Source organism: Mesorhizobium sp. WSM4840 (assembly GCF_055811755.1).
Genome location: NZ_JBVVQD010000030.1, coordinates 35623 through 57564 on the forward strand (window position 1 = coordinate 35623; position 21942 = coordinate 57564).

The following is a 21942-nucleotide window of genomic DNA, read 5'->3' on the forward strand; positions in this document are numbered from 1 at the left end:
TGCAGCCAAACGTCTTCGTTTGGCGTCCGACAAAATGCGTTAAAGCAAAGAGCTAGAGCGCGGTTTTGGTTCCACCAAAACCGCGCTCTAGTCTCGCATTTCAGTCGCCTTCGTCGGGTAGTTTCAGACCCGGAAAGCAGTCAGACCGGTTCCGCCTCGATGACACTGATGCGAGGTCCGGCTTCAACAATATTCGCGACCCGAAAATCCGACGCCGCAAGCAGCAACCTGAATTCTTCCGCCGTGCGCTCCTGCCCGCCCGGCATGACCAGCATGTTCAGATCGCCAAATTTTGCGCTGGCGCCTTCGTTGGGCGCCGCCAGAATGCTCTCGAGCACCAGCAGCTTGCCTTCTGGGCGCATCGCCCGGCGGCAGGTTTTCAGGATCCGGATGTTTGTGTCGTCGTCCCAGTCATGCAGGATCCATTTAAGCACGATCGCATCGGCGCCCTCGGGCACCGAGACGAAGAAATCGCCGGCGACGATGTCGCAGCGATCGGCCACGCCCGCAGCCTCAAAGACCGGGCCGGCCTTCGTCACGACCTGCGGCTGATCGAAAAGAATGCCGCGCTGGCCGGGATTGCGGCGGAGGATTTCGGCAAGCAGCGCGCCCTGCCCGCCTCCGACATCCATGACGACAGAGAACGGCCGGAAGTCATAGGCCGCGATCACCGCAGCGGCGACGCCACGCGACGTGGCCGTCATCGCCCGGTCGAAGATGACGGACTCTTCCGGATGCTCCGCCCGGTATTCCCAAACGCCCTTGCCATGAGCGTGGCGAAAGGCGTTTTCGCCGGTGCCGACACTGTGCTGAAGATCGCTCCATGCCCGACGGAAATACGGCCGTCCGGCCAGAATCGCCCACGGCGCGACCGAATGCTGAACATCGGATCGCAACGCGCCGCCAACCGGGGTCAGTGAGAAGAAGCGGTCTTCCGCTTCATGGAACACGCCGACCGAAGCAAGGGCGCGCAGCAGCCGGTAGAGCGCCTGCGGATGGGTATTGGTCAGCGCGGCCAGTTCGCCGCTGGTGCGTTTTCCGTCCTTGAGATGGTCTGCAATACCCAGCGTGGCGGCGACGCATATCGCCTGAGATACCTGGAACCCATTGACCATTTTCTGGAGTTCGGCAGCGGCATCCCGCTCATCCATGACCAGCTCCCCTGGCCCGCCAAAAAGACCCAGGCCGCCGAGCTCACAATACCAGCGGCATCGTCACCGGGCAATGCGACCGGGCTGGCGGAATACGGTCGTTAGCTCACACCAGTTCCACTTCCACCACGCCCGGCACCGCGCGCATGGCCGACGCGATCTGTGGCGAGACGCGGTAACGGTTGGGCAGTTCGATCTCGACCTCGCCCTGCGCCTCATCCTTGATGACGATAATACTCACCTGGCTGTCGCCGCGCTGGGTAAGCTGCGATTGAATCGCCGACGCCGGTCGGTCATCCCTGACAAAGATGCGCAAGGCCTTCTGGATACGGCTTGCCTCGTCTTCCAGAGACTGCACGGTCTGGATGCGCAGGTTGACGCCTTCGGGCCTGTCCTCGGCCGAAACGGTGATCACCACCGAACGGCCGGGCTCGAGCAGGTCGCGATACTGCGCCAGCCCCTCGGAAAACAGCACCGCCTCATACTGGCCCGACGTGTCGGAAAACTGCACGACGCCCATCTTGTTGCCGGTGCGCGTCTTGCGCTCCTGCTTGGTGGTGACGGTGCCGGCAAGCCGCCCGGCGGCAGCACCCCGTTTGACGGCGGCCGAGAACTCGGCCCAGGTCTGCACCCGCATCTTCTGCAGCGCCGCCTTGTATTCGTCCAGCGGGTGCGCCGAGAGATAGAAGCCGACCACCTGGAATTCACGGTGCAGGCGGTCGGCGGCAAGCCACGGGTCGGTCGCCGGCAGATTGAGCGCCTGCGACTGCGCGCCGAGCGAGGCGCCAAAAATATCGTGCTGGCCCGACATTGCATTCTGCTGCGCCAGCGACGCCAGCCCCATCATCCGCTCGACGCCCGCCATCATCGCGGCGCGGTCGTGGCCGAAGCAGTCGAGCGCGCCGGCCATGATCAGGCTTTCGAAGACCCGCTTGCCGACGATCTTCGGATCGACCCTTTCGCAGAAATCGGCGAGGCTCTTGAACGGTTTTTCGCCGCGCATGGCGACGATGTGCTCGACCGCCGCGTCGCCGACGCCCTTGAGCGCGGCCAGCGAATAGAAGATTCGGTTCTCGCCGACCTCGAAGGCGCGGAAGCTGGTCATTACCGACGGCGCCACGACATCGATGCCGAGGCGCAGCGCATCCTGGCGGAAATCGGCGAGCTTGTCGGTGTTGCCCATGTCGAGCGTCATCGACGCGGCCAGGAACTCGACCGGGTAGTGCGCCTTCAGATAGGCCGTCTGGTAGGAGACGACTGCATAGGCGGCGGCATGCGACTTGTTGAAACCGTAGTCGGCGAACTTTGCCAGCAGGTCGAAAATGAAGTCGGCTTGCGGCTTGCCGACGCCACGTTCAACCGCGCCCGAAACGAAGCGTTCGCGCTGCTTGTCCATCTCGGCGCGGATCTTCTTGCCCATGGCGCGGCGCAGCAGATCGGCTTCGCCGAGCGAATAGCCGGCAAGCTCCTGCGCGATCTGCATCACCTGCTCCTGGTAGACGATGACGCCTTGCGTCTCCTTCACCAGATGGTCGATTTTCGGATGGATCGACGCCATCTCCTCCTCGCCATGCTTTCTGGCGTTGTAGGTCGGGATGTTCTCCATCGGTCCCGGCCGGTAAAGCGCGACCAGCGCGATGATGTCCTCGATGCAGTCGGGCCGCATACCGATCAGCGCCTTGCGCATGCCGGCACTTTCCACCTGGAACACGCCGACCACTTCGCCGCGCGACAGCATGGCGTAGGTGTCGGGGTCATCGAGCGGAATGTGGGCGAGATCGATCTCGATGCCGCGGCGGCGGATCAGCTTGACCGCGGTCTCCAGCACCGTCAGCGTCTTCAGGCCGAGGAAGTCGAACTTCACCAGCCCGGCCTGCTCGACATACTTCATGTTGAACTGGGTGACCGGCATGTCGGAGCGCGGGTCGCGATACATCGGCACCAGCTCCCATAGCGGCCGGTCGCCGATGACGATGCCGGCGGCGTGCGTCGAGGCGTGGCGGTAGAGCCCTTCCAGCTTCTGGGCCATGTCGAGCAGCGTCTGGACGATCGGCTCCCGTTCGGCCTCTTCGGCAAAGCGCGGCTCGTTGGCGATGGCGTCGGCGAGCTTGACCGGATTGGCCGGGTTCGACGGCACCATCTTAGAGAGCTTGTCGACCTGGCCATAGGGCATCTGCAGCACGCGGCCGACATCGCGCAGCACCGCGCGGGCCTGCAGCGTGCCGAAGGTGATGATCTGGCCGACCTGGTCGCGTCCGTATTTCTGTTGGACGTAGTGGATGACCTCCTCGCGCCGGTCCTGGCAGAAATCGATGTCGAAGTCGGGCATCGACACGCGGTCTGGATTGAGGAAGCGCTCGAACAGCAGCGAGAAGCGCAGCGGATCGATGTCGGTGATGGTCGTCGAATATGCAACCAGCGAGCCGGCGCCCGAACCGCGGCCCGGACCGACCGGAATGCCTTGCGCCTTCGCCCATTTGATGAAGTCGGCAACGATCAGGAAATAGCCGGGGAACTTCATCTTCTCGATAATGCCGAGTTCGAACTCCAACCGTTCGCGGTATTGTTCGACTGTGTAGCCAGGGGCCAGACCGTGCGCCGCGAGCCGCGCCTCCAGCCCTTCATGCGCCTGTCTGGCAAGCTCCTGCGCCTCCGCCTTCACCGCCGCATCAGCGTCGGCGACATCGCCGCCGGCAAAGCGCGGCAGGATCGGATTGCGGGTCTTGGGATAGTAGGAGCAGCGCAGCGCGATCTCGACGGTGTTGTCGATCGCTTCCGGCAGATCGGCGAACAGCCTCGCCATGTCAGCCTGGCTCCTCAGAAAGTTGTCGGGCGACAGGCGGCGGCGATTGTCGACGGCGACGACCGAACCTTCGGCGATGGCGATCAGCGCGTCATGCGCCTCATAGTCGTCGCGTGAGGAGAAAAACGCCTCATTGGTGGCGACCAGCGGCAAGTCGTTGGTATAGGCGAGATCGACTGACGATTTCTCGATGGCCCGGTCATAACCGGAAACCCGCTCGAGCTCGACATAGAGCCGGTCGCCGAACAGCGCTTTGAGCGCCAAAAGCCGCGTCTCGGCGAGATCGCGGCGATCCTCCTTCAAGGCATTGCCGATCGGGCCGCGCGGCCCGCCGCTGAGACAGATCAGGCCGTCGCAATGGCCTTGCAGCATCTCGGTCGTCAGATGCACGGCCTCGCCGGGCGGCGTTTCCAAATAGACCCGGCTGACCAGCCTGACCAGATTGCTGTAGCCGGCCTCGGTCGCAGCGATCAAAACCACCGGCCGCATCTCCGGGCCTTGCCGCCTGCGGTCGCGCTGGCTGTCGCTGGCTTCACCGGAAAAGGCGAGAGCGGTCTGGCAGCCGATGATCGGCTGGATACCCTCCTTCACCGCCTTCTGCGCAAATTCGAGCGCGCCGAACAGATTGTTGGTGTCGGTGACGGCGATGGCCGGGGCGTCATCCCTCACCGCATGGCCGACGACCGTGCCGAGCTGCAATGCGCCTTCGAGCAGCGAATAGGCCGAATGCACGCGCAGATGAATGAACGGCCGCGCCGGCAGTTCCGGCCGCGACGCCTTGACAAAGGCCTCACGTAGCAACGGGTCGCGTGGAAGTGTCTCATTCGCCATGGTTTTTAGCGCCGCTTGAAAGGACTCAGTCGATGAAGACGTATTGTCCGGCACCGGACGATGCGAGTCCAGCGAGAGCGGGCGCTCGACCGGCCAATTGTGGCACCGTCCCTCATCCGCCGGCCGACACCCTTCTCCCCGTATAGTGACGGGGCGAAGGGGCTGGTCGCAACCTTGGCACCCATTCTGCAAACGCTGGTGATTGGCGAAATCCTTTGAAAGGCAGCTTTCTCCCCGTCCCTATACGGGGAGAAATGCCCGGCAGGGCAATGAGGGGCAGCGCAAACCTAAGGCGATTGCCTTGTAGCTGCCAGTGGCTCAACTTGACAAGTGACGGCAGTTATGTTGCGCCAATGATCCGCCGCCGAGGCCGTTTTTTTGTTTTCAGCCTCACGCGAATTCCATGATCACCGCGTCGACGGCGAGACTGTCGCCCGGTTTTGCCCTGAGTTTCGAAACGGTGAGATCGCGCTCGGCGCGCAGCACGTTTTCCATCTTCATCGCCTCGACCACCGCCAGCGTCTCGCCGGTCTTGACCTCCTGCCCTTCGGCAACGGCGATCGACACGACGAGGCCGGGCATCGGGCAGAGCAGCATCTTCGAGGTGTCAGGCGCCACTTTTTCCGGCATCAGCCTTTCGAGCTCGGCGATGCGCGGCAGCATGGCGCGTGCGGTCACCGACATGCCTTTCCAGGCGATGCGAAGCCCGTTCGGTACCGGCCTGATCTGCGCCGCGATTCTTCGGTCGCCGACCGTGCCGCGCCAGATGAGATCGCCCGGACGCCAGTCGGAGGCTACCGTCAGCGCCTTGCCGCCGTCGATCGACAGACCGAACTCCATCGGAATGGAGATCATACCTTCGATAACCGAGGCCGAAAGGTAATCCCCACCGATCTTGACCACCCAGTCGCGTTTCAGGACACCCGAATGCGGCGCCAGCCGCCCGCCCAGCCGGTCGAGCCGATCGCGGCGCAGCAGTTCGACCGCGGTGGCGATCGCTGCCAGCACCGCCTTCTCCTCGCTATCAGGCACGATCGGCGCGAAGCCATCAGGATATTCCTCTGATATGAAGGCGGTCGATATCAGCCCTTCCCGCCAGCGCGGATGCTGCATCAGCGCCGCCAGGAACGGCATGTTATGCTCGATGCCGTCGACGACGAAGCTGTCGAGCGCCACGGACATGGCGTCTATTGCCGCGATCCGAGTAGGCGCCCAGGTGCACAGCTTGGCGACCATCGGATCATAGAACATCGAGATTTCCGAACCTTCGGTGACGCCGGTATCGTTGCGGACGACGATTTCGCCGAACCGTCCCTCTTCCGGTGGCCGGTATCTCGTCAGCCGGCCGATCGACGGCAGGAAATTGCGATACGGGTCCTCGGCGTAGAGCCGGCTTTCCACCGCCCAGCCGTTCAGCTTGACGTCGCTTTGCTTGATGACGAGCTTTTCGCCGGCAGCAATGCGGATCATCTGCTCGACCAGATCGATGCCGGTGATGAGCTCGGTTACCGGGTGCTCGACCTGCAATCGCGTATTCATTTCAAGGAAATAGAAGGTCTTTTCGCTGTCGACGATGAACTCGACCGTGCCGGCGCTCTGATAGTCGACCGCCCTCGCCAGCGCCACCGACTGCTCGCCCATGGCTTTCCGGGTCTTGGCGTCGAGGAAGGGCGAAGGCGCCTCTTCGACGATCTTCTGGTTGCGGCGCTGGATCGAGCATTCGCGCTCGCCGAGATAAAGCGCGTTGCCATGCGCGTCGGCCAGCACCTGGATCTCGATGTGGCGCGGATCGACCACGAACTTCTCGATGAAGACGCGGTCGTCGCCGAACGAGCTTTTGGCCTCCGACCGCGCCCGGTCGAACCCGTCGCGCACCTCGGCCTTGCTCCAGGCGATGCGCATGCCCTTGCCGCCGCCGCCGGCCGAGGCCTTGATCATCACGGGGTAGCCGATCTCGCCGGCTATTTTCTCGGCATGACCAGCATTCTCGATGACGCCGAGCCAGCCCGGCACCGTGCTGACTTTGGCTGCATTGGCGAATTTCTTCGACTCGATCTTGTCGCCCATCGCCCTGATCGCTCTGGATTTCGGGCCGATGAAGACGATGCCCTCCTTCTCCAGCGCCTCGCAGAAGGATGCGCGTTCGGACAAAAACCCGTAGCCGGGATGCACGGCTTCAGCACCTGTCGCCTTGCAGGCAGCGATGATCCTCTCCGGCACCAGATAGCTCTCAGCGGCCGGCGAAGGCCCGATATGCACAGCCTCGTCGGCCATCTCGACATGCACGGCGTCGCGATCGGCATCCGAATAGACCGCCACGGTGGCAATGCCCATCTTGCGCGCCGTCTTGATGACGCGGCAGGCGATCTCGCCACGATTGGCGACCAGGATTTTTGTGAACATGCGGGTTGCGTTCCCTCGGCTGCCTTTCTTTTATGGGCTTCGCCCGGCCGGTCAAGGCAAGTTGGCGCATATCCCCGGGCGCAAGTCGTCCGGCGCCGGCCAAAACCCGGCAACGAACTGTCAATTCGTCCCATAGTCCAGAACCTGCAGATACGCTAATGCTCGGCCCCGATTGCAGACTTGCCCCTGAGAGGAGAGCCCCGATGAAAACCCGTGCCGCTGTCGCTGTCGCCGCCGGAAAGCCGCTGGAAATCCTGGAGGTCGACCTCGACGGACCGCGCGACGGCGAGGTGCTGGTCGAAATCAAGGCGACCGGCATCTGCCACACCGACGAATTCACGCTGTCGGGCGCCGATCCCGAAGGCATCTTTCCGGCGATCCTCGGCCATGAGGGTGCAGGCATTGTCGTCGATGTCGGCAAGGGCGTCACCTCGGTCAAGAAGGGTGACCACGTCATCCCGCTCTACACGCCGGAATGCCGGCAATGTCCGTCCTGCCTGTCCAGAAAAACCAATCTGTGCACCGCGATCCGGGCCACGCAGGGGCAAGGCCTGATGCCGGACGGCTCGTCGCGCTTCTCGATCGGCAAGGACAAGATCTTCCACTATATGGGCTGCTCGACCTTCTCCAACTTCACCGTGCTGCCCGAGATCGCGCTGGCCAAGGTCAATCCCGACGCACCCTTCGACAAGATCTGCTACATCGGCTGCGGCGTCACCACCGGCATTGGCGCGGTGATCAACACTGCAAAAGTCGAGATCGGCGCCACGGCCGCCGTCTTCGGTCTCGGCGGCATCGGCCTCAACGTCATCCAGGGGCTGCGCCTCGCCGGCGCCGACATGATCATCGGCGTCGACCTGAACAACGACAAGAAGGAATGGGGCGAGAAATTCGGCATGACGCATTTCGTCAATCCGAAGGAGATCGACGGCGACATCGTGCCCTATCTCGTCAACATGACCAAGCGCGGCGCCGACCAGATCGGCGGCGCCGACTATACGTTCGACTGCACGGGCAGCACCAAGGTGATGCGGCAGGCGCTTGAGGCATCGCATCGCGGCTGGGGCAAGTCGGTCGTCATCGGCGTTGCCGGCGCCGGCCAGGAGATCTCGACGCGGCCGTTCCAGCTCGTCACCGGACGCACCTGGATGGGCACCGCCTTCGGCGGCGCGCGCGGCCGCACCGACGTGCCAAAGATCGTCGACTGGTACATGGACGGCAAGATCGAGATCGACCCGATGATCACCCACACGCTGAAGCTGGAGGACATCAACAAGGGTTTTGATCTGATGCACGAGGGCAAGAGCATCAGGAGCGTGGTGGTTTACTGACGAGAACCACCAGCCGCTGATACCGCGACTTGGACCGCGAAGAAGCAAGGCAATCGCTTCAGGTTTGCGCTGCCCCTCATTGCCCTGCCGGGCATTTCTCCCCGTATAGTGACGGGGAGAAAGACGCCTTCGCAAAGGATTTCGCCTATCTCCAGCGTTGCAGAAAGCGAGCCCCACCAACAGGTCCGGAGCGTTGCGGGGATAGCGACCACTCGAATATCATCGACGGGGCTTGGCGAAATCGCCCGGCTTCATACGCGTTGGAATGAACCATGTCCGCACCCGCCGTTTACGTCGACGCCGATGCCTGCCCGGTGAAGGCCGAGGTCGAGAAAGTCGCCGAGCGCCATGGCGTCGTCGTCACCTTCGTCTCCAATGGCGGCCTGCGCCCGTCACGTGACCCGATGATCCGCAACGTCGTCGTGTCCAAGGGCGCCGACGCGGCTGACGACTGGATCGTCGACAATGCCAAGCCCAACGACATCGTTGTGACATCAGATATCCCGCTTGCCGCCCGCACGGTGGCGCTCGGCGCCCATGTGCTTGGGCCGACCGGGCGCCCGTTCACGCCGGAAACGATCGGCATGGCGGTGGCGATGCGCGACCTCAAGCAGCATCTGCGCGAGACCGGCGAAAGCAAGGGCTACAATGCCAGTTTCGCGCCGCAGGACCGCTCGCGTTTTCTCGGCGAGCTCGACCGCATCTTGCGGCGTGCGTTGAAATCCGCCGCACCGGATTAGAACGCGATCTTGAGGCCCAGCTTGCCGCTGACGGTTGAACTGTCCTCGGACCATTTGCTGCGAATTTCAGTGCTGACGGTTGTCGATGAAGACATCTTCAGATTGAAGCCGGAGGACAGCGCCACCGAGAAGTCCGCATCCTCAAAATCGCTCTTCAGACCAGAAACGCTTGCCGTGTTCGAATAGCCGAAACGCTGCTGCAGATCGGCGCGCGCATAGGGGCTGATGACCACGCCGTTTCCGAGCTGGTAATCGGCGTAAACCCCAGGGTCGAACTTGATCGCGCCAAACGATAAACGGCTCTTTCCAAATTCAGTGCCGGTGTCGTCCGTGTATGCGTCGCCGGTAAAGGTAACGCCCAACAGCCCGCCACGAAGATCGAAACGCACGCGATCGGTCAAGTTGAAGATGCGGCCGATCGACCCTGTTATCGCGTAGCCTTGCGTGTCGTAGCTGCCGTCATTTCCCTTGACGTCCGTGTTGCCCAGGAACGCCGAGGCGGCCACAAGAGCATAGCTGGTGCCTTTACGATAAAGCCCATAGCCGCCGAACATGCCGCTGTTGTTGGTCGCGTCACCGACACCAAAAACGTCGACATTGACGTCAGCCGAGGCATAACCGCCGAACAGCCCCAGGTTCAATCCGTGCTCGCTGTCGAATCCGAAATGCTTTGCCGCATTGACGTCGACACTGACGGCAGCGGAGAATTCATCGACATCGAAGCTCGGTCCGTCAAAGACGTCAAAATCGTCCGAAACGGTGAAGCCGTCATGCTGCGTGTGGGCCAACTGGCCGGAAGCGAACACGCCGAACGGTGGAGACTGGGCCGGCGGAGCTGCGCTTGCGGGGCCGACATCCGCCTGGATGATGTCGTCGGACAATTTGAGAAGCGCATCCAGGGACGTGTCGACAATCGCGCTATTGACGGTCACGCCGACGTAGCAGTCCGTCTGCAGAGGGGGGCCTTCACTTTCGACTTCGATACAGGCGCTTGCCTTCGAAGGCAGGAAAACCAACGCAACGCCAATCGAAATTGAGCTCGCGCACAGGCGCAAACGCCAATTCTTGCCTTTCATTGTCCCCTTCCCCTGCTACTTGTGTCGTCTGGCTTAAATATCAGGACATGCAATGCGCAGTTGAACTATGAAAAACATCACTGACTGCAGTAGATGCGGGTGCAACACTACGCCAGCGCTGGTAGGAGCATAACAAATTATCTCTGGCGTGGATATGATTTCGTCTGGACCGCTGGCTTCCGGCGGGCCGAAATGGTTGCGGCGGCTATCGTCCGGCTGGACCCCACGGCATCTCTAGAAACCGAGCTCGGCCAGATCGAAGGCTGGGTTGCGCCTTACGCTTCCTTTGATTTGGGTTCTGGTGTAAAAATTGCGGCGGTCTTCGGTCGGGCGGACACTTCGGCGACTTGAAGATGTCACGCGCCGAAACGAGCCCTTGCCATGAGCTACCGTCTTCTCCTGCGCATTGCTGTGGTCCTGCTGGTTTCCCTTTTCGGATCCCTCGGCGTTCGAGCCGCGGTCGAGGAAGGCCAGTCGCCACAGCCAGGCAAGCGGCTCGCGATCGTCATCGGCAACTCCGACTACCGGAGCGCCCGTCTCCCGCATCTGGCCAATGCTGCAAACGACGCGACCAGATTTTCTGAAAGCCTGAAGAGGCTGAAATTCGATGTGCTAACGGCAACCAACCTGTCGTCCGACGGGTTCACCGAGCTTTTCAAACAAGCCGAGGGCAAGTTGGCAGGCGCCAGCGCTGTCCTCATCTTCTACGCTGGCCACGGCGTGCAACTCGGGGGCGAGAACTATCTTCTGCCGGTCGATACGCCCAACGCCGAGAACCTGCAGGAGTTGATCGCGGGCGCGGTCAAGCTCAACGATGTGATTTCGAGATTTGCCAGCCGTGAAAGGCAGACCTTCGTGTTTCTTGATGCCTGTCGTAACAACCCGATGGGCAAAGGCCCCAGCGCCATGGACGGCCTCGCGCAGATCGAAGTCGGTGAAAACACGTTCATTGCCTTTGCAACACAGCCTGGCAACGTTGCTGTCGACGGCTCGGGCGACAACAGCCCCTTCACCACGGCATTGTTGAAGAACGTCGAAATTCCCGGGCTCAGCATTTCGGATATGATGATCCGGGTGCGCAACGAGACAGAGGCAATCACCATCGGGCGTCAGGTTCCGTGGGATCAGTCGAACCTTCGCGAGCAGTTTTACTTCACCGAGCAGCAAGTGCTCGACCCGGCCCAGCTCAGCGCCAGCCTGTCGCGCATCCTGGCCGATCCTGCCGCCAAGGAGAGGTTGAAGGTCGAGCTCGCTTCCAACGACCTGCAGACGGCCGTGCTGATCGTTGGCCAGACATTGCGTTCGGTCGAGGTTTCGCCCTTACCCGACGCTGCGGCCAAGCCCGCCGGCACGCAGGTCGCCAGCCTCGAGGGGGCCAGGCAGAGCATCGTCTCCGGACTTGAAGCGCTGATCGTCGGTACTTCGGCGACTGAAACGGATTCCCAAAAAGCGACCGATCTCGCGCGCAGCATCCAGACCGAATTGCGACGTTTGGGCTGCTATCGGATGACAGTGGACGGAAGTTGGGGCAAGGGCTCCGTGCGCGCGCTCGCCAACTACTACAAAAACACCGCGAGAACCGCATCTGCGACCGAGCCTACGGTTGAACTCCTGAGTGACCTGTTCCTGCACTCCGGGCGGGTTTGCAAGGATCCGGTGGTCGTGCGGAAGATCAAGCCGGCGAAGGTGGCATCAGAGGCGGCTCCGGCGCGCAAGGGGGCGGGCAACCGAAAAGCCGCAAGGTCGCAGCAGCAATCCTCGCGCCCGGTTGCACCTCCGCCCGACATCAGCGGCGGCATTGGGATCGGCGGGGTTTTCTAACGCACGCCGCAAATCGGAATCGATTTTTTGCTTCGCCACCTTCGGTTCGGAAAGGATCATGCGCAGATTTCAAAAGTGTTACAGTGTCCTTTCGCGTCCGAAAGGACGCTCGGCACCGTAGAAGACGGACCGCCATCAGAGGCCGGGCCATGACGACCGAGCTGCCCCTGAAGAAACCACTGCACCGCCACATGCAGTTCGCGGTGTCGGCCTGCATCGGTGTAGTGGCACTGGCGATCGCGCTGGTCTTGCGCACTCCGCTGGCCCTTTCGATCGGCGCCAATGCGTTTTTCGCCGCCTACACCGTCATCGTCGTCGCCCAGATGCCGCTGCTCACCGACCGCTATCTGAGCAAGAACGCGCGGGCCACCGACCAGCCGGTGCTGGTCATCTTTGCGGTGACGCTGATTGTCGTCACCGTCGCCATCATCTCGCTGTTCCAATTGATCAATCGGGAGGGCAGCGCGCACCCTGTCGAACTCACCTTCGCGCTGCTGTCGATCCCGCTCGGCTGGTTCACCATCCACGCCATGACAGCGCTGCACTACGCGCATGTTTACTGGGTCAACGATGAAGAGACCAACCCCGGCAGCAAAGCGAAACAGAAAAAGCCGGTCGGCGGTCTCGTATTTGCCGGTAAGGAACGGCCGGACGGCTGGGACTTCCTCTACTTCTCGACCACCGTCGGGATGACCTCGCAGACCTCCGATACCGCGGTCTCGACCACGCAAATGCGTCACATCGTGCTTTTGCATTCGATCCTGTCGTTCTTTTTCAATACAGTGATCGTCGCCGCAGCGGTCAACCTCGCCGTCAGTCTCGGGAGCCGGTAGTATCGGGCAGCTCGTAATAATTCCGTGATCGGATGAAACATCGCTTTGGCTGGCAACGTATTGGGAGGAGAACGATCGGAAAGGCCGACTGAACGGCCGGGAGGACGCGAAAGAATGGAATCGGTTGCCAGGAGCCAATCCACCGTCGGGCCAGATACTGCCCTCCCGAAGGATGCGACGCTGATCTACCGGCAGTCGCGCTGGACGCGGCTGACGCACTGGCTCTGGGCCATCTCGCTGTTCTTCATGCTGCTTTCCGGCCTGCAGATCTTCAACGCCCGCCCACAGCTCTATATCGGCAAGGAGTCGGGATTTGCGTACAACAACACCGTCTTCGCCATTGGCGCCGAGAACACCGCAAACGGCCCGCGCGGCTACACCGAAATCTTCGGCAAACGCTTCGACACAACCGGTGTGCTCGGCTGGTCGGGGCCGGCGGGTCGGGAGACGTCCCGCGCCTTCCCGTCCTGGGCGACGATCCCCTCTTATTATGACCTCGGCACCGCCCGCGTTGTCCATTTCTTCTTCGCCTGGATACTGACCACGACACTGGTCGTGTGGCTGGTCGCCAGCCTGGTCAACGGCCATCTGCGCCGCGATCTGGCCCCGCGCATCGACGATCTCAGGCGTTTGCCGCGAGACATCGTCGATCATGCCAGGCTCAAGTTCCGTCACACGCGCGAATACAACACGCTGCAGAAGATGGCCTATGGCGGCGTAATGTTCGTGCTGCTGCCGCTGATGATCATCACCGGCCTTGCCATGTCGCCGAGCATGAACGCGGCGCTGCCGTTCCTCAACGATCTGCTCGGCGGACGGCAGACGGCGCGGACCATTCATTTCATTGTAATGCTGCTGCTCGTCGCCTTCTTCATCATCCATATGCTGATGATCTTCGCCGCCGGCCCGATCAACGAGCTGCGTTCCATCATCACCGGCTGGTACCGAACCGATCCGCCGGCGCATCGCGGCAAGGCGCCGGAAAGGAGTGCGTGAGATGGCGAAGTTTGTGATCAGCCGCAGGAAATTCCTGACCTCGGCCAGCCTCGGCGTCTCCGGTATCATGCTGTCGGGTTGCGATGCCTTCGACAGCCAGCTTCGCGTCGGCGACGGCCTGCGCAGCTTCCTCGAAGCCGCCAACGGACTGACGTGGCGCGCGCAACGTCTGCTCGCCGGCGATTCGCTGGCGCCGGAATTCACCGAAGCCGACATTCGCCAGCCGCAGCGGCCGAACGGCGTCACCGCGCCGGACGACGATGTCTACAAGGGTCTGCTCGCCAACAATTTCGCCGACTGGCGGCTCGAGGTTTCCGGCCTTGTCGAAAAGCCGCTGTCGCTGACCCGCGAGCAGCTGATGAACATGCCAAGCCGCACCCAGATCACCCGCCACGACTGCGTCGAAGGCTGGAGTTGCATCGCCAAATGGACCGGCACGCCGTTGTCGCTGGTGCTGGATCAGGCGGTGGTCAAGCCGCAGGCGCGCTACGTGATGTTCCATTGCCTCGACACGATCGACCGCAGCCTGTCCGGCGACATCAAATATTACGGGTCGATCGACCTGATCGATGCCCGTCACCCGCAGACGATCCTTGCCTATGGCTTGAACGGCAAGCCGCTGCCGGTCGAGAACGGCGCGCCGCTGCGTGTCCGCGTCGAGCGCCAGATCGGCTACAAAATGCCGAAATATCTCCGCAAGATCGAGCTGGTCGACAGTTTCGCCGCTATCGGCGGCGGCAAGGGCGGCTACTGGGAGGACAATGGCTACGACTGGTACGGCGGCATCTGAGGCCATAGCTCCGCCATTTCCGATCAGTGTTTTAGCGCTTTTTGCTCAAGCGACCTTGTCGATCAGCGGCTTGAGCACCGGATGGATTTCCGGCGAGGCATGTTTGATGAGTGTCAGCAGCGCGCGCTCGTTCTCATGCAGCGGCCGGTCGCTGCCAATGCGCTCGGCCAGCCACTTCGCCTCGCTGGCGTCGATGGTTTCGGCGCGGCGGGCCAGCGCCTCGGCTGCCTTGTTCTTCGATTCCCATTCGGATTCGATATCACCCGGCGCGCTATAGGCTTCCATGATGCCGGCGAGACCGCCCGATACCATGCGGCCGAAGAAGCCGCCGATCTCCGGATCGGCCTGATCCAGGAAAGAATCCCGGCGCAGCGCCACGTCGCGTACCGGCGCTTCGTAGCCGGCCGAGCACATGACGAAATTGGCGATCGCCTTGACGAAGAGATCGTTCCAGGATGGGTCATTGTGGACCGCCGCGGTCCGCTCGTTGATCTTGAATAGCATCTCGGCCTCGGCGCGAGTGATCGCAATGTTGCCGTCGCCGCCATGGGCGTAGAGAATGCGGCGCAGAAGCTCAACCTCGGCTTTGGCGATCAGGCCAGGAACCAGCTTGCCGCCGTGCATCAGTGGCCCCTTGCCGTCGATGACGGCATGGGCGACCTGCTCCAGCGCATAGGCGCAAAGCCCGTTCGGCGAGGATTTCGCCCTTTCCAGCACATGCACCAGCAATTCGAGTTCGGTCCAGCTGTCGACCATGCCGTCGCGCGAAATCGCTCGGACCAGCCAGTCGGCATTTTCCTGCGAGATATAGCCCGCCGGCTTTTCCTGATGAACGATGAACTCGGTGACGGCTTCGATGAAAAAGTCCGGCCATTCCGCGCATTTGTGCTTGGCCGTTGCGTCGAGCGCAAACAGCGCCTCGGCCTCGCCGCGCGTCACCACACCATCGCCGAACACTTCGCGACGCAGCATGACGACATCCTCGGCCGTGATGCGGTCCTTCGAGGTCATGATCAATCCGCCCATTTTCGTTCCCCGTCCAAACGTCGTTTGGACCCATATACCGGCAGTGTCTTGAGAAACCGGCAAACCGCGTGGTTAGCGAAGACTTGTCGGTAAGGTGTCGCTGGCAGGTGACAAGGTGTCGCCCACAGGCTATGGATGAAGAGTCGAGGGCTCAAATTGAGTCCTACCTGTTTGCGGGAGAGAGCAGCGAGAGCTGCCGCCGAAGGGGAAATCGCCCGAAATCTCTCAGGCAAAAGAACCGTAGACGGGAAAGACACTCTGGAAAGTCGGGGCTTGCCCCCGCGCCGAAGGTGTAAGCGCTGCCGACAGAGTTACGGGGCGCGAGTCTCTCAGGCTTCAGACAGAGGGGCACGGACTGGTCGCCATTCGCGGCCGATTGCGTGCGACTCTGGAGATGACATGACGGGCGACGACACCAAACACCTTCCCCTCGAAGACCTGCACGTGGCCGCCGGTGCGCGCTTTGGCGCGTTCGCCGGCTGGTCGATGCCGCTGACCTATCCGGCCGGCGTGATGAAGGAGCACCTTCATGCCCGCGAACATGCAGGGCTGTTCGACATCTCGCACATGAAGCTGTTCGAGATCAGTGGCTCGGGCACCGTCGCACTTCTGAACCGAGCCTGCCCGTTAGACGCCGGCGCGCTTGAGATTTCCCAGTCCAAATACACGTTCCTTCTCAATGAAGCCGCCGGCATCCTCGACGATCTGATCGTCACCCGGCTCGGCCAGGCACGCTTCATGGTCGTCGCCAATGCCGGCAATGCCGAAGCCGACGAAAAGCACCTGCGCGCCCTTGCCATGGATTTTGACGCAAAGGTGGACGCACTCGACCGCGTCTTCCTGGCGATCCAGGGGCCTGAAGCCTGGGCCGCCCTATCCCGCGGCGGCATCGAAACCGGATCGCTGCTGTTCATGCACGGCTTTGAGCCCCGCGAGAACTGGTTCATGAGCCGGTCGGGCTATACCGGTGAAGACGGTTTCGAGATCGGCCTGCCGGAAGCGGACGCGCGAAATCTCGTCGCCAAACTGCTCGTGGACGAGCGCGTGATGTGGGTTGGGCTGGCCGCCCGCGACAGCCTGCGGCTCGAAGCAGGGCTGTGCCTGCACGGACTGGACATCACGCCTGAGATCGACCCGGCCAGCGCCGGGCTGATGTGGGCGATCCCAAAGGAGGTTCGCGCCTCTGGCGCTTTCATCGGCGCCGACGCATTGCGTGCAATCCTGGAGCGCGGCCCGGCGCAGAAACGCGTCGGCCTGAAGCCGGAAGGCCGCCAGCCGGTGCGCACCGGCGCTGCCCTTTTCGACGCCGACGGCGATCCCGCCGGCCACGTCACCTCCGGCGGCTTCGGCCCCTCGGCCACCCATCCGGTCGCCATGGGCTACGTCCTGACAGCGCTGGCCAAACCTGGCACAAAACTCTTCGCCGACGTTCGCGGGACGAAAATCCCGGTCGATATCAATCCCCTGCCCTTCACGCCGCATCGCTACCGCAAAGGATGAACCTTCTCATGGCAAAAACCTATTTCACCGAAGATCACGAATGGCTCCGCGTCGAAGGCGGTGTCGCCACCGTCGGCATCACCGACTACGCACAGGAGCAGCTCGGCGATCTCGTCTTCGTCGAATTGCCGGAGCTTGGGAAAAAACTGGTCAAGGGCGATACGGCCGTGGTGGTCGAATCCGTCAAGGCGGCATCGGACGTCTATGCACCGGTCGACGGCGAGGTCACCGAGGCCAACACCTCGCTCTCGTCGGACCCGTCTTTGGTCAATTCGGCGGCAACCAGCGACGGCTGGCTGTGGAAGATGAAGCTGGCCGATGAAAGCCAACTCGAAGGTCTCCTGGATGAGGCCGCCTACAAAGCCCATATTGGTTGATAGAAGGACCAGGAAAGATGACTGCAGCACCCTACTCCTTCTCGGCCCGCCATATCGGCCCCGGCCTCAATGACGTCAGAGCCATGCTGGCGACGATTGGTGTTCCCTCGGTTGAGACGCTGATCAGCCAGGCTGTGCCGAAATCGATCCGGCTCGACCGGCCGCTGGCCTTGCCGGCCCCGGCGAGCGAAGCGGAGGCGCTGGCCGAGCTTTCAGCGACAATGGCGAAAAATACAGTTCTGAAGAGCTTCATCGGCGCCGGCTACCACGGCGTCCATGTGCCGCCGGTCATCCAGCGCAACCTGTTCGAGAATCCGGCCTGGTATACGGCTTACACGCCCTACCAGGCCGAGATCAGCCAAGGCCGGCTCGAAATGCTGTTCAATTTCCAGACGCTGGTCACTGAGCTGACCGGGCTGCCGGTGGCGTCTGCCTCGCTGCTCGATGAAGCGACGGCGGTGGCCGAGGCGGTCGGCATTGCGTTACGCCATCATCGCGACAAGCGGACCAAAGTGGCGCTGGCCGGCACGCCGCATCCGCAGACGCTCGACGTCGTGCGCACCCGCGCCGAACCGCTCGGCATCGAGGTCGACGGCGAAACCATCGACGACAATACCGCCGCTCTGCTGGTCTCCTGGCCCGACACGTTTGGGGTCTATGGCGACCACAAGGCGGCAATCGAGAAGGCCCGTGCCATCGGCGCGCTGGTCGTCTTCATTGCCGATCCGCTCGGGCTGACGCTGACCGACGCGCCGGCAAGGCTTGGCGCCGACATCGCCGTCGGCCCGATGCAGCGGTTCGGCGTGCCGATGGGCTTTGGCGGGCCGCACGCCGCCTATTGCGCCGTATCCGACAGGCTGACGCGGCTGATGCCCGGCCGCCTTGTCGGTCAATCGACCGACAGCAAGGGCCGCCCCGGCTATCGCCTTGCGCTCCAGACGCGCGAACAGCATATCCGCCGCGACAAGGCGACATCCAACATCTGCACCGCGCAGGCGCTGCTCGCCAACATGGCGACGGCCTATGCGATCTGGCACGGCCCCGCCGGGCTCCAGGCGATTGCCGGCCGAACCCATGAATTGGCTAACCGGCTGGCTGCCGGTCTCAAGGCAGCAGGCGTTTCGGTGCTTGGCGCAAGCCGCTTTGACACCGTGACGGTGGGAGTGAAAGGCAAAGCCGGCGCAATCGCCGCCGCTGCTGAAAAGACCGGCCGATTACTGCGCGTCATCGACGCCGACCACATCGGCATCAGCTTCGATGAGACCTCGACCGATGCCGATCTGGACGCGATCGCGGCGCTGTTCGGCGCCAAGGCGGGCGCCGCTGCCGGCAGCAGCATGCCCGGACAGCCGCGCGGCAAGGAGTTTCTCACGCAGCCCGTCTTCCACGACAACCGTTCGGAAACCGAAATGATGCGGTTCCTGCGTCGGCTGGCCGACAAGGACCTGGCGCTTGACCGCGCCATGATCCCGCTCGGCTCCTGCACCATGAAGCTCAACGCCGCCGCCGAGATGATGCCGGTAAGCTGGCCTGATATCGCCAACCTGCACCCTTTTGCCCCGGCAAGCCATTCGGCCGGCTACCGCGCGATGATCGACGAGCTGGAAGGCTGGCTGGCGGAGATAACCGGTTTCGACGCGGTAACCCTGCAGCCCAATGCCGGCAGCCAGGGCGAGTATGCCGGGCTGCTCGCCATTCGCGGCTATCACCGCTCACGCGGCGAAGGCCACCGCACGGTCTGCCTGATTCCGTCATCCGCGCATGGCACCAATCCGGCGAGTGCGGCGATGGCCGGCATGAGCGTTGTCGTCGTTCGCTGCACCGAGGATGGCAATATCGACATGGACGATATGAGTGCCAAGGCGGCCGAGCATGCGCAAAACCTCGCGGCGCTGATGTTCACCTATCCCTCGACGCATGGCGTCTTCGAGGAAGGCGCGCGCGACCTCTGCGCCCTTATCCATGAGCATGGCGGCCAGGTCTATTTCGACGGCGCCAATCTCAACGCGCTGGTCGGCCTCGCCCGGCCGGGCGACATCGGCGCCGATGTCTGCCACATGAACCTGCACAAGACGTTCTGCATCCCGCATGGCGGCGGCGGTCCGGGCGTCGGCCCGATCGGCGTCAAGGCCCACCTGAAGCCCTATCTGCCAGGTCATGTCACCGAGGGCTCGGCGCATGCCGTGGCGGCCGCACCCTTCGGCAGCGCTTCGATCCTGCCGATCACCTGGATGTACATCCGCATGATGGGCGCCTCCGGTCTGAAGCAGGCGACCGAGACGGCGATCGTTTCCGCCAACTATGTGGCGACGCGGCTCGCACCGCACTTCCCGCTCCTCTACAAGGGCAGGCACGATCGCATCGCCCATGAGTGCATCCTCGACACCCGCGTGCTGAAGGAGAGCTCCGGCATCAGCGTCGACGACGTCGCCAAGCGGCTGATCGACTATGGTTTCCATGCGCCGACTATGTCGTTTCCGGTGGCCGGTACGCTGATGGTCGAGCCGACCGAGTCCGAGCCCAAGAGCGAGGTGGATCGCTTCTGCGAAGCGATGATCGCGATATCGGGCGAGGCAGCCAAGGTGGCGAAAGGCGAATGGCCCTTGGCCGACAATCCGCTGGTCAATGCGCCGCATACAGCGGCCGAGGCACTGGCCGGCCAGTGGACCCATCCCTATTCGCGCCTGGAGGCGGCCTACCCAGCCGGTGATGTCGACACATCAGCCAAATACTGGCCGCCGGTGTCGCGCATCGACAATGTCGCCGGCGATCGCAACCTCGTCTGCTCCTGCCCGCCGCTGTCGGAATATCTGGGTGCGGCGGAGTAGACCATGATCCCGAAAAGTGGAATCCGGTTTTCGGACAAGATCATGGTCTAACAAGAAGATAGAAGCCTCAATCAGGCAGAACGCAAGGCCGGCGCGTCGGCCTTGCTCGTCTTCTGGGCGACGACGCGATTTCGCCCGGCGCGCTTTGCCGCATAGAGTGCGGCGTCGGCTTCGGCCAGCACATGGTCGAGACTGGCCCCATCCGTCCCGCCAAAGCCGATGCCGCCACTGACTGTGCTGCGCAACGGACCAAGCTGGGTGGCCACGACTTCCGTGCCGAAGGCGACGCTGATCTTGCTTGCAATGTCGTAAGCCTTCTCTTCAGTCATCCGCGACATGACGAGGACGAATTCCTCGCCGCCCAGCCGGAAGGCGTCGACTCCGGTCCTGGCATATTTCCTGATGACAGCGGCGAAGCGGCGCAGGACCTGATCGCCGACCGGATGACCGAATACGTCGTTCGTATTTTTGAAATGATCGAGGTCGAACATGGCAACGGACATGAACGGGCCGAAAACCCGCTCACCGTAGAATGCCGTCAACGCCCGCCGGTTCATCAGCCCGGTCAATGGGTCGGTCATGGTCTCGGCCTTCAATTCGATCTGCGCCTGCAAGTGGTGCAGGGAGAGCGTCAGTGCGCCGAGCCCGGTCATGCAGGCGACCGCCACGACGGAATTCAACCGTTCGGCCCAGTTGTCGGGTGCAACGCCGAGCACCCATTGGCCCTCGACCAGCAGGACCGCGCCGCAAAGCACGAAGGACAGCGCACAGACGCCGCTCAGGAACGATACGACCAGCAATATCCGGCGATCATGACCTCCTTTGATCCAGAACATCACCCCGATAAGCGAGAGCAGCGCCGTTACCGTCGCGTAGGTTACGATGAAGCCGACGCCATCAAGGCCCAGCGACGTCGCGCCTGCGCAAACCGCCATCGCAGCCACGGTCGGCAAGATGGCGCGCCTGTAGTCGCGCACGCCGAGATACTGCATGGCCGACAGGCAGAGGGTCAGGAAGCCCAGGCTGAGAAGCGCAAGCACAATCTGGCAAAGCCACGGGCTGGGATGCCTGGCATAATGCCAGAACAAGACCACATGCACGACGAGCACAAGAATGCCGCACGCCACCGTCAGCATAGAGCGTGCCTGTGGCGCGGTGAACCAGATCGCAAACATGGTGATGCTGATGCACGTGCCCGACAGCGCCGCCGCGAGCAGGAGCGAACTGTAATCCAACATGCGTAAGCAGCAGCCTCTTCAGGAGTTCCGTTGCATTGTAGGCCAGCGGCAGTGCGCAGATACCGTTTTTCGGCCAACCTTTCGACGTAACCTTCGGACAAGGTTTACAAAGCGTCGATGCCCATTTCCGCCGCTTGGTTGTCGAATGGTTTTGCAGTAAGAGGCTCTATCCTCGAACGTAACAGGAACCTCCGTCGC

At 62.6% G+C, this 21942-nt stretch carries 15 protein-coding genes and 1 riboswitch; of the genes, 9 read left to right on the forward strand and 6 right to left on the reverse strand.

The window, feature by feature from the left end; translation table 11 throughout:
- Positions 1–140: 140 nt before the first annotated feature.
- From AC0L3I_RS29345 to AC0L3I_RS29355, 3 genes are all read right to left on the reverse strand, one after another.
- Positions 141–1151, reverse strand: a complete 1011-nt coding sequence (locus tag AC0L3I_RS29345; RefSeq protein WP_473529206.1) for a methyltransferase — start codon at positions 1149–1151, stop codon at positions 141–143.
- A 106-nt stretch (positions 1152–1257) separates the two neighbouring features.
- A complete protein-coding gene (gene dnaE, locus AC0L3I_RS29350; protein ID WP_473529207.1) occupies positions 1258–4785 on the reverse strand; it encodes a DNA polymerase III subunit alpha in 3528 nt (1175 codons plus the stop codon).
- Positions 4786–5175: 390 nt separating this feature from the next.
- Complete coding sequence (locus AC0L3I_RS29355; protein WP_473529208.1) at positions 5176–7188, reverse strand: acetyl-CoA carboxylase biotin carboxylase subunit; 2013 nt, start codon at positions 7186–7188, stop codon at positions 5176–5178.
- A gap of 203 nt (positions 7189–7391) precedes the next feature.
- Between AC0L3I_RS29355 and AC0L3I_RS29360 the strand changes: the two genes are divergently transcribed.
- On the forward strand, positions 7392–8519 hold the full coding sequence (locus AC0L3I_RS29360; protein ID WP_473487256.1) for an S-(hydroxymethyl)glutathione dehydrogenase/class III alcohol dehydrogenase: 1128 nt from the start codon (positions 7392–7394) through the stop codon (positions 8517–8519).
- A 272-nt stretch (positions 8520–8791) separates the two neighbouring features.
- Positions 8792–9259, forward strand: a complete 468-nt coding sequence (locus AC0L3I_RS29365; RefSeq protein WP_473487255.1) for a YaiI/YqxD family protein — start codon at positions 8792–8794, stop codon at positions 9257–9259.
- Here AC0L3I_RS29365 and AC0L3I_RS29370 read toward each other — a convergent pair.
- Positions 9256–10335 (reverse strand): autotransporter outer membrane beta-barrel domain-containing protein, encoded by a 1080-nt coding sequence (locus AC0L3I_RS29370; RefSeq protein ID WP_473529209.1) that lies wholly within the window; start codon positions 10333–10335, stop codon positions 9256–9258. The genes AC0L3I_RS29365 and AC0L3I_RS29370 overlap by 4 nt on opposite strands.
- Positions 10336–10716: 381 nt before the next feature.
- Between AC0L3I_RS29370 and AC0L3I_RS29375 the strand changes: the two genes are divergently transcribed.
- The 4 genes from AC0L3I_RS29375 to AC0L3I_RS29390 all read left to right on the forward strand — a co-directional run bounded on the left by AC0L3I_RS29375 (position 10717) and on the right by AC0L3I_RS29390 (position 14775).
- A complete protein-coding gene (locus AC0L3I_RS29375) occupies positions 10717–12156 on the forward strand; it encodes a caspase family protein (protein WP_473529210.1) in 1440 nt (479 codons plus the stop codon).
- A gap of 149 nt (positions 12157–12305) precedes the next feature.
- Positions 12306–12989: a DUF1345 domain-containing protein gene (locus AC0L3I_RS29380; RefSeq protein WP_473487252.1), complete on the forward strand. Its 684-nt coding sequence runs from the start codon at positions 12306–12308 to the stop codon at positions 12987–12989.
- A 114-nt stretch (positions 12990–13103) separates the two neighbouring features.
- Positions 13104–13985, forward strand: coding sequence for a cytochrome b/b6 domain-containing protein (locus tag AC0L3I_RS29385; RefSeq protein WP_473487251.1), 882 nt, complete (start codon positions 13104–13106; stop codon positions 13983–13985).
- A gap of 1 nt (position 13986) precedes the next feature.
- Positions 13987–14775 carry a molybdopterin-binding protein gene (locus AC0L3I_RS29390; RefSeq protein WP_473487250.1) on the forward strand — a complete coding sequence of 263 codons (789 nt, stop codon included), beginning with the start codon at positions 13987–13989 and terminating at the stop codon, positions 14773–14775.
- A gap of 45 nt (positions 14776–14820) precedes the next feature.
- On the opposite strand, the gene AC0L3I_RS29395 is transcribed toward AC0L3I_RS29390, so the two are convergent.
- The gene (locus AC0L3I_RS29395) at positions 14821–15801 is read right to left on the reverse strand and encodes a hypothetical protein (protein ID WP_473529211.1); all 981 of its coding nucleotides are present in this window, start codon (positions 15799–15801) and stop codon (positions 14821–14823) included.
- Positions 15802–15965: 164 nt separating this feature from the next.
- Positions 15966–16052, forward strand: a riboswitch (glycine riboswitch).
- Between the two features lie 148 nt (positions 16053–16200).
- Here AC0L3I_RS29395 and gcvT point away from each other — a divergent pair.
- From gcvT to gcvP, 3 genes are read left to right on the forward strand one after another with little or no spacing between them, the layout of a single operon-like run.
- Positions 16201–17301 carry a glycine cleavage system aminomethyltransferase GcvT gene (gene gcvT / locus AC0L3I_RS29400; protein ID WP_473529212.1) on the forward strand — a complete coding sequence of 367 codons (1101 nt, stop codon included), beginning with the start codon at positions 16201–16203 and terminating at the stop codon, positions 17299–17301.
- An 8-nt stretch (positions 17302–17309) separates the two neighbouring features.
- Positions 17310–17678: a glycine cleavage system protein GcvH gene (gene gcvH / locus AC0L3I_RS29405; RefSeq protein WP_123150707.1), complete on the forward strand. Its 369-nt coding sequence runs from the start codon at positions 17310–17312 to the stop codon at positions 17676–17678.
- A gap of 17 nt (positions 17679–17695) precedes the next feature.
- Positions 17696–20506 (forward strand): aminomethyl-transferring glycine dehydrogenase, encoded by a 2811-nt coding sequence (gene gcvP / locus AC0L3I_RS29410; protein WP_473529213.1) that lies wholly within the window; start codon positions 17696–17698, stop codon positions 20504–20506.
- A 71-nt stretch (positions 20507–20577) separates the two neighbouring features.
- On the opposite strand, the gene AC0L3I_RS29415 is transcribed toward gcvP, so the two are convergent.
- On the reverse strand, positions 20578–21744 hold the full coding sequence (locus AC0L3I_RS29415; protein WP_473529214.1) for a GGDEF domain-containing protein: 1167 nt from the start codon (positions 21742–21744) through the stop codon (positions 20578–20580).
- Between the last annotated feature and the right edge of the window lie 198 nt (positions 21745–21942).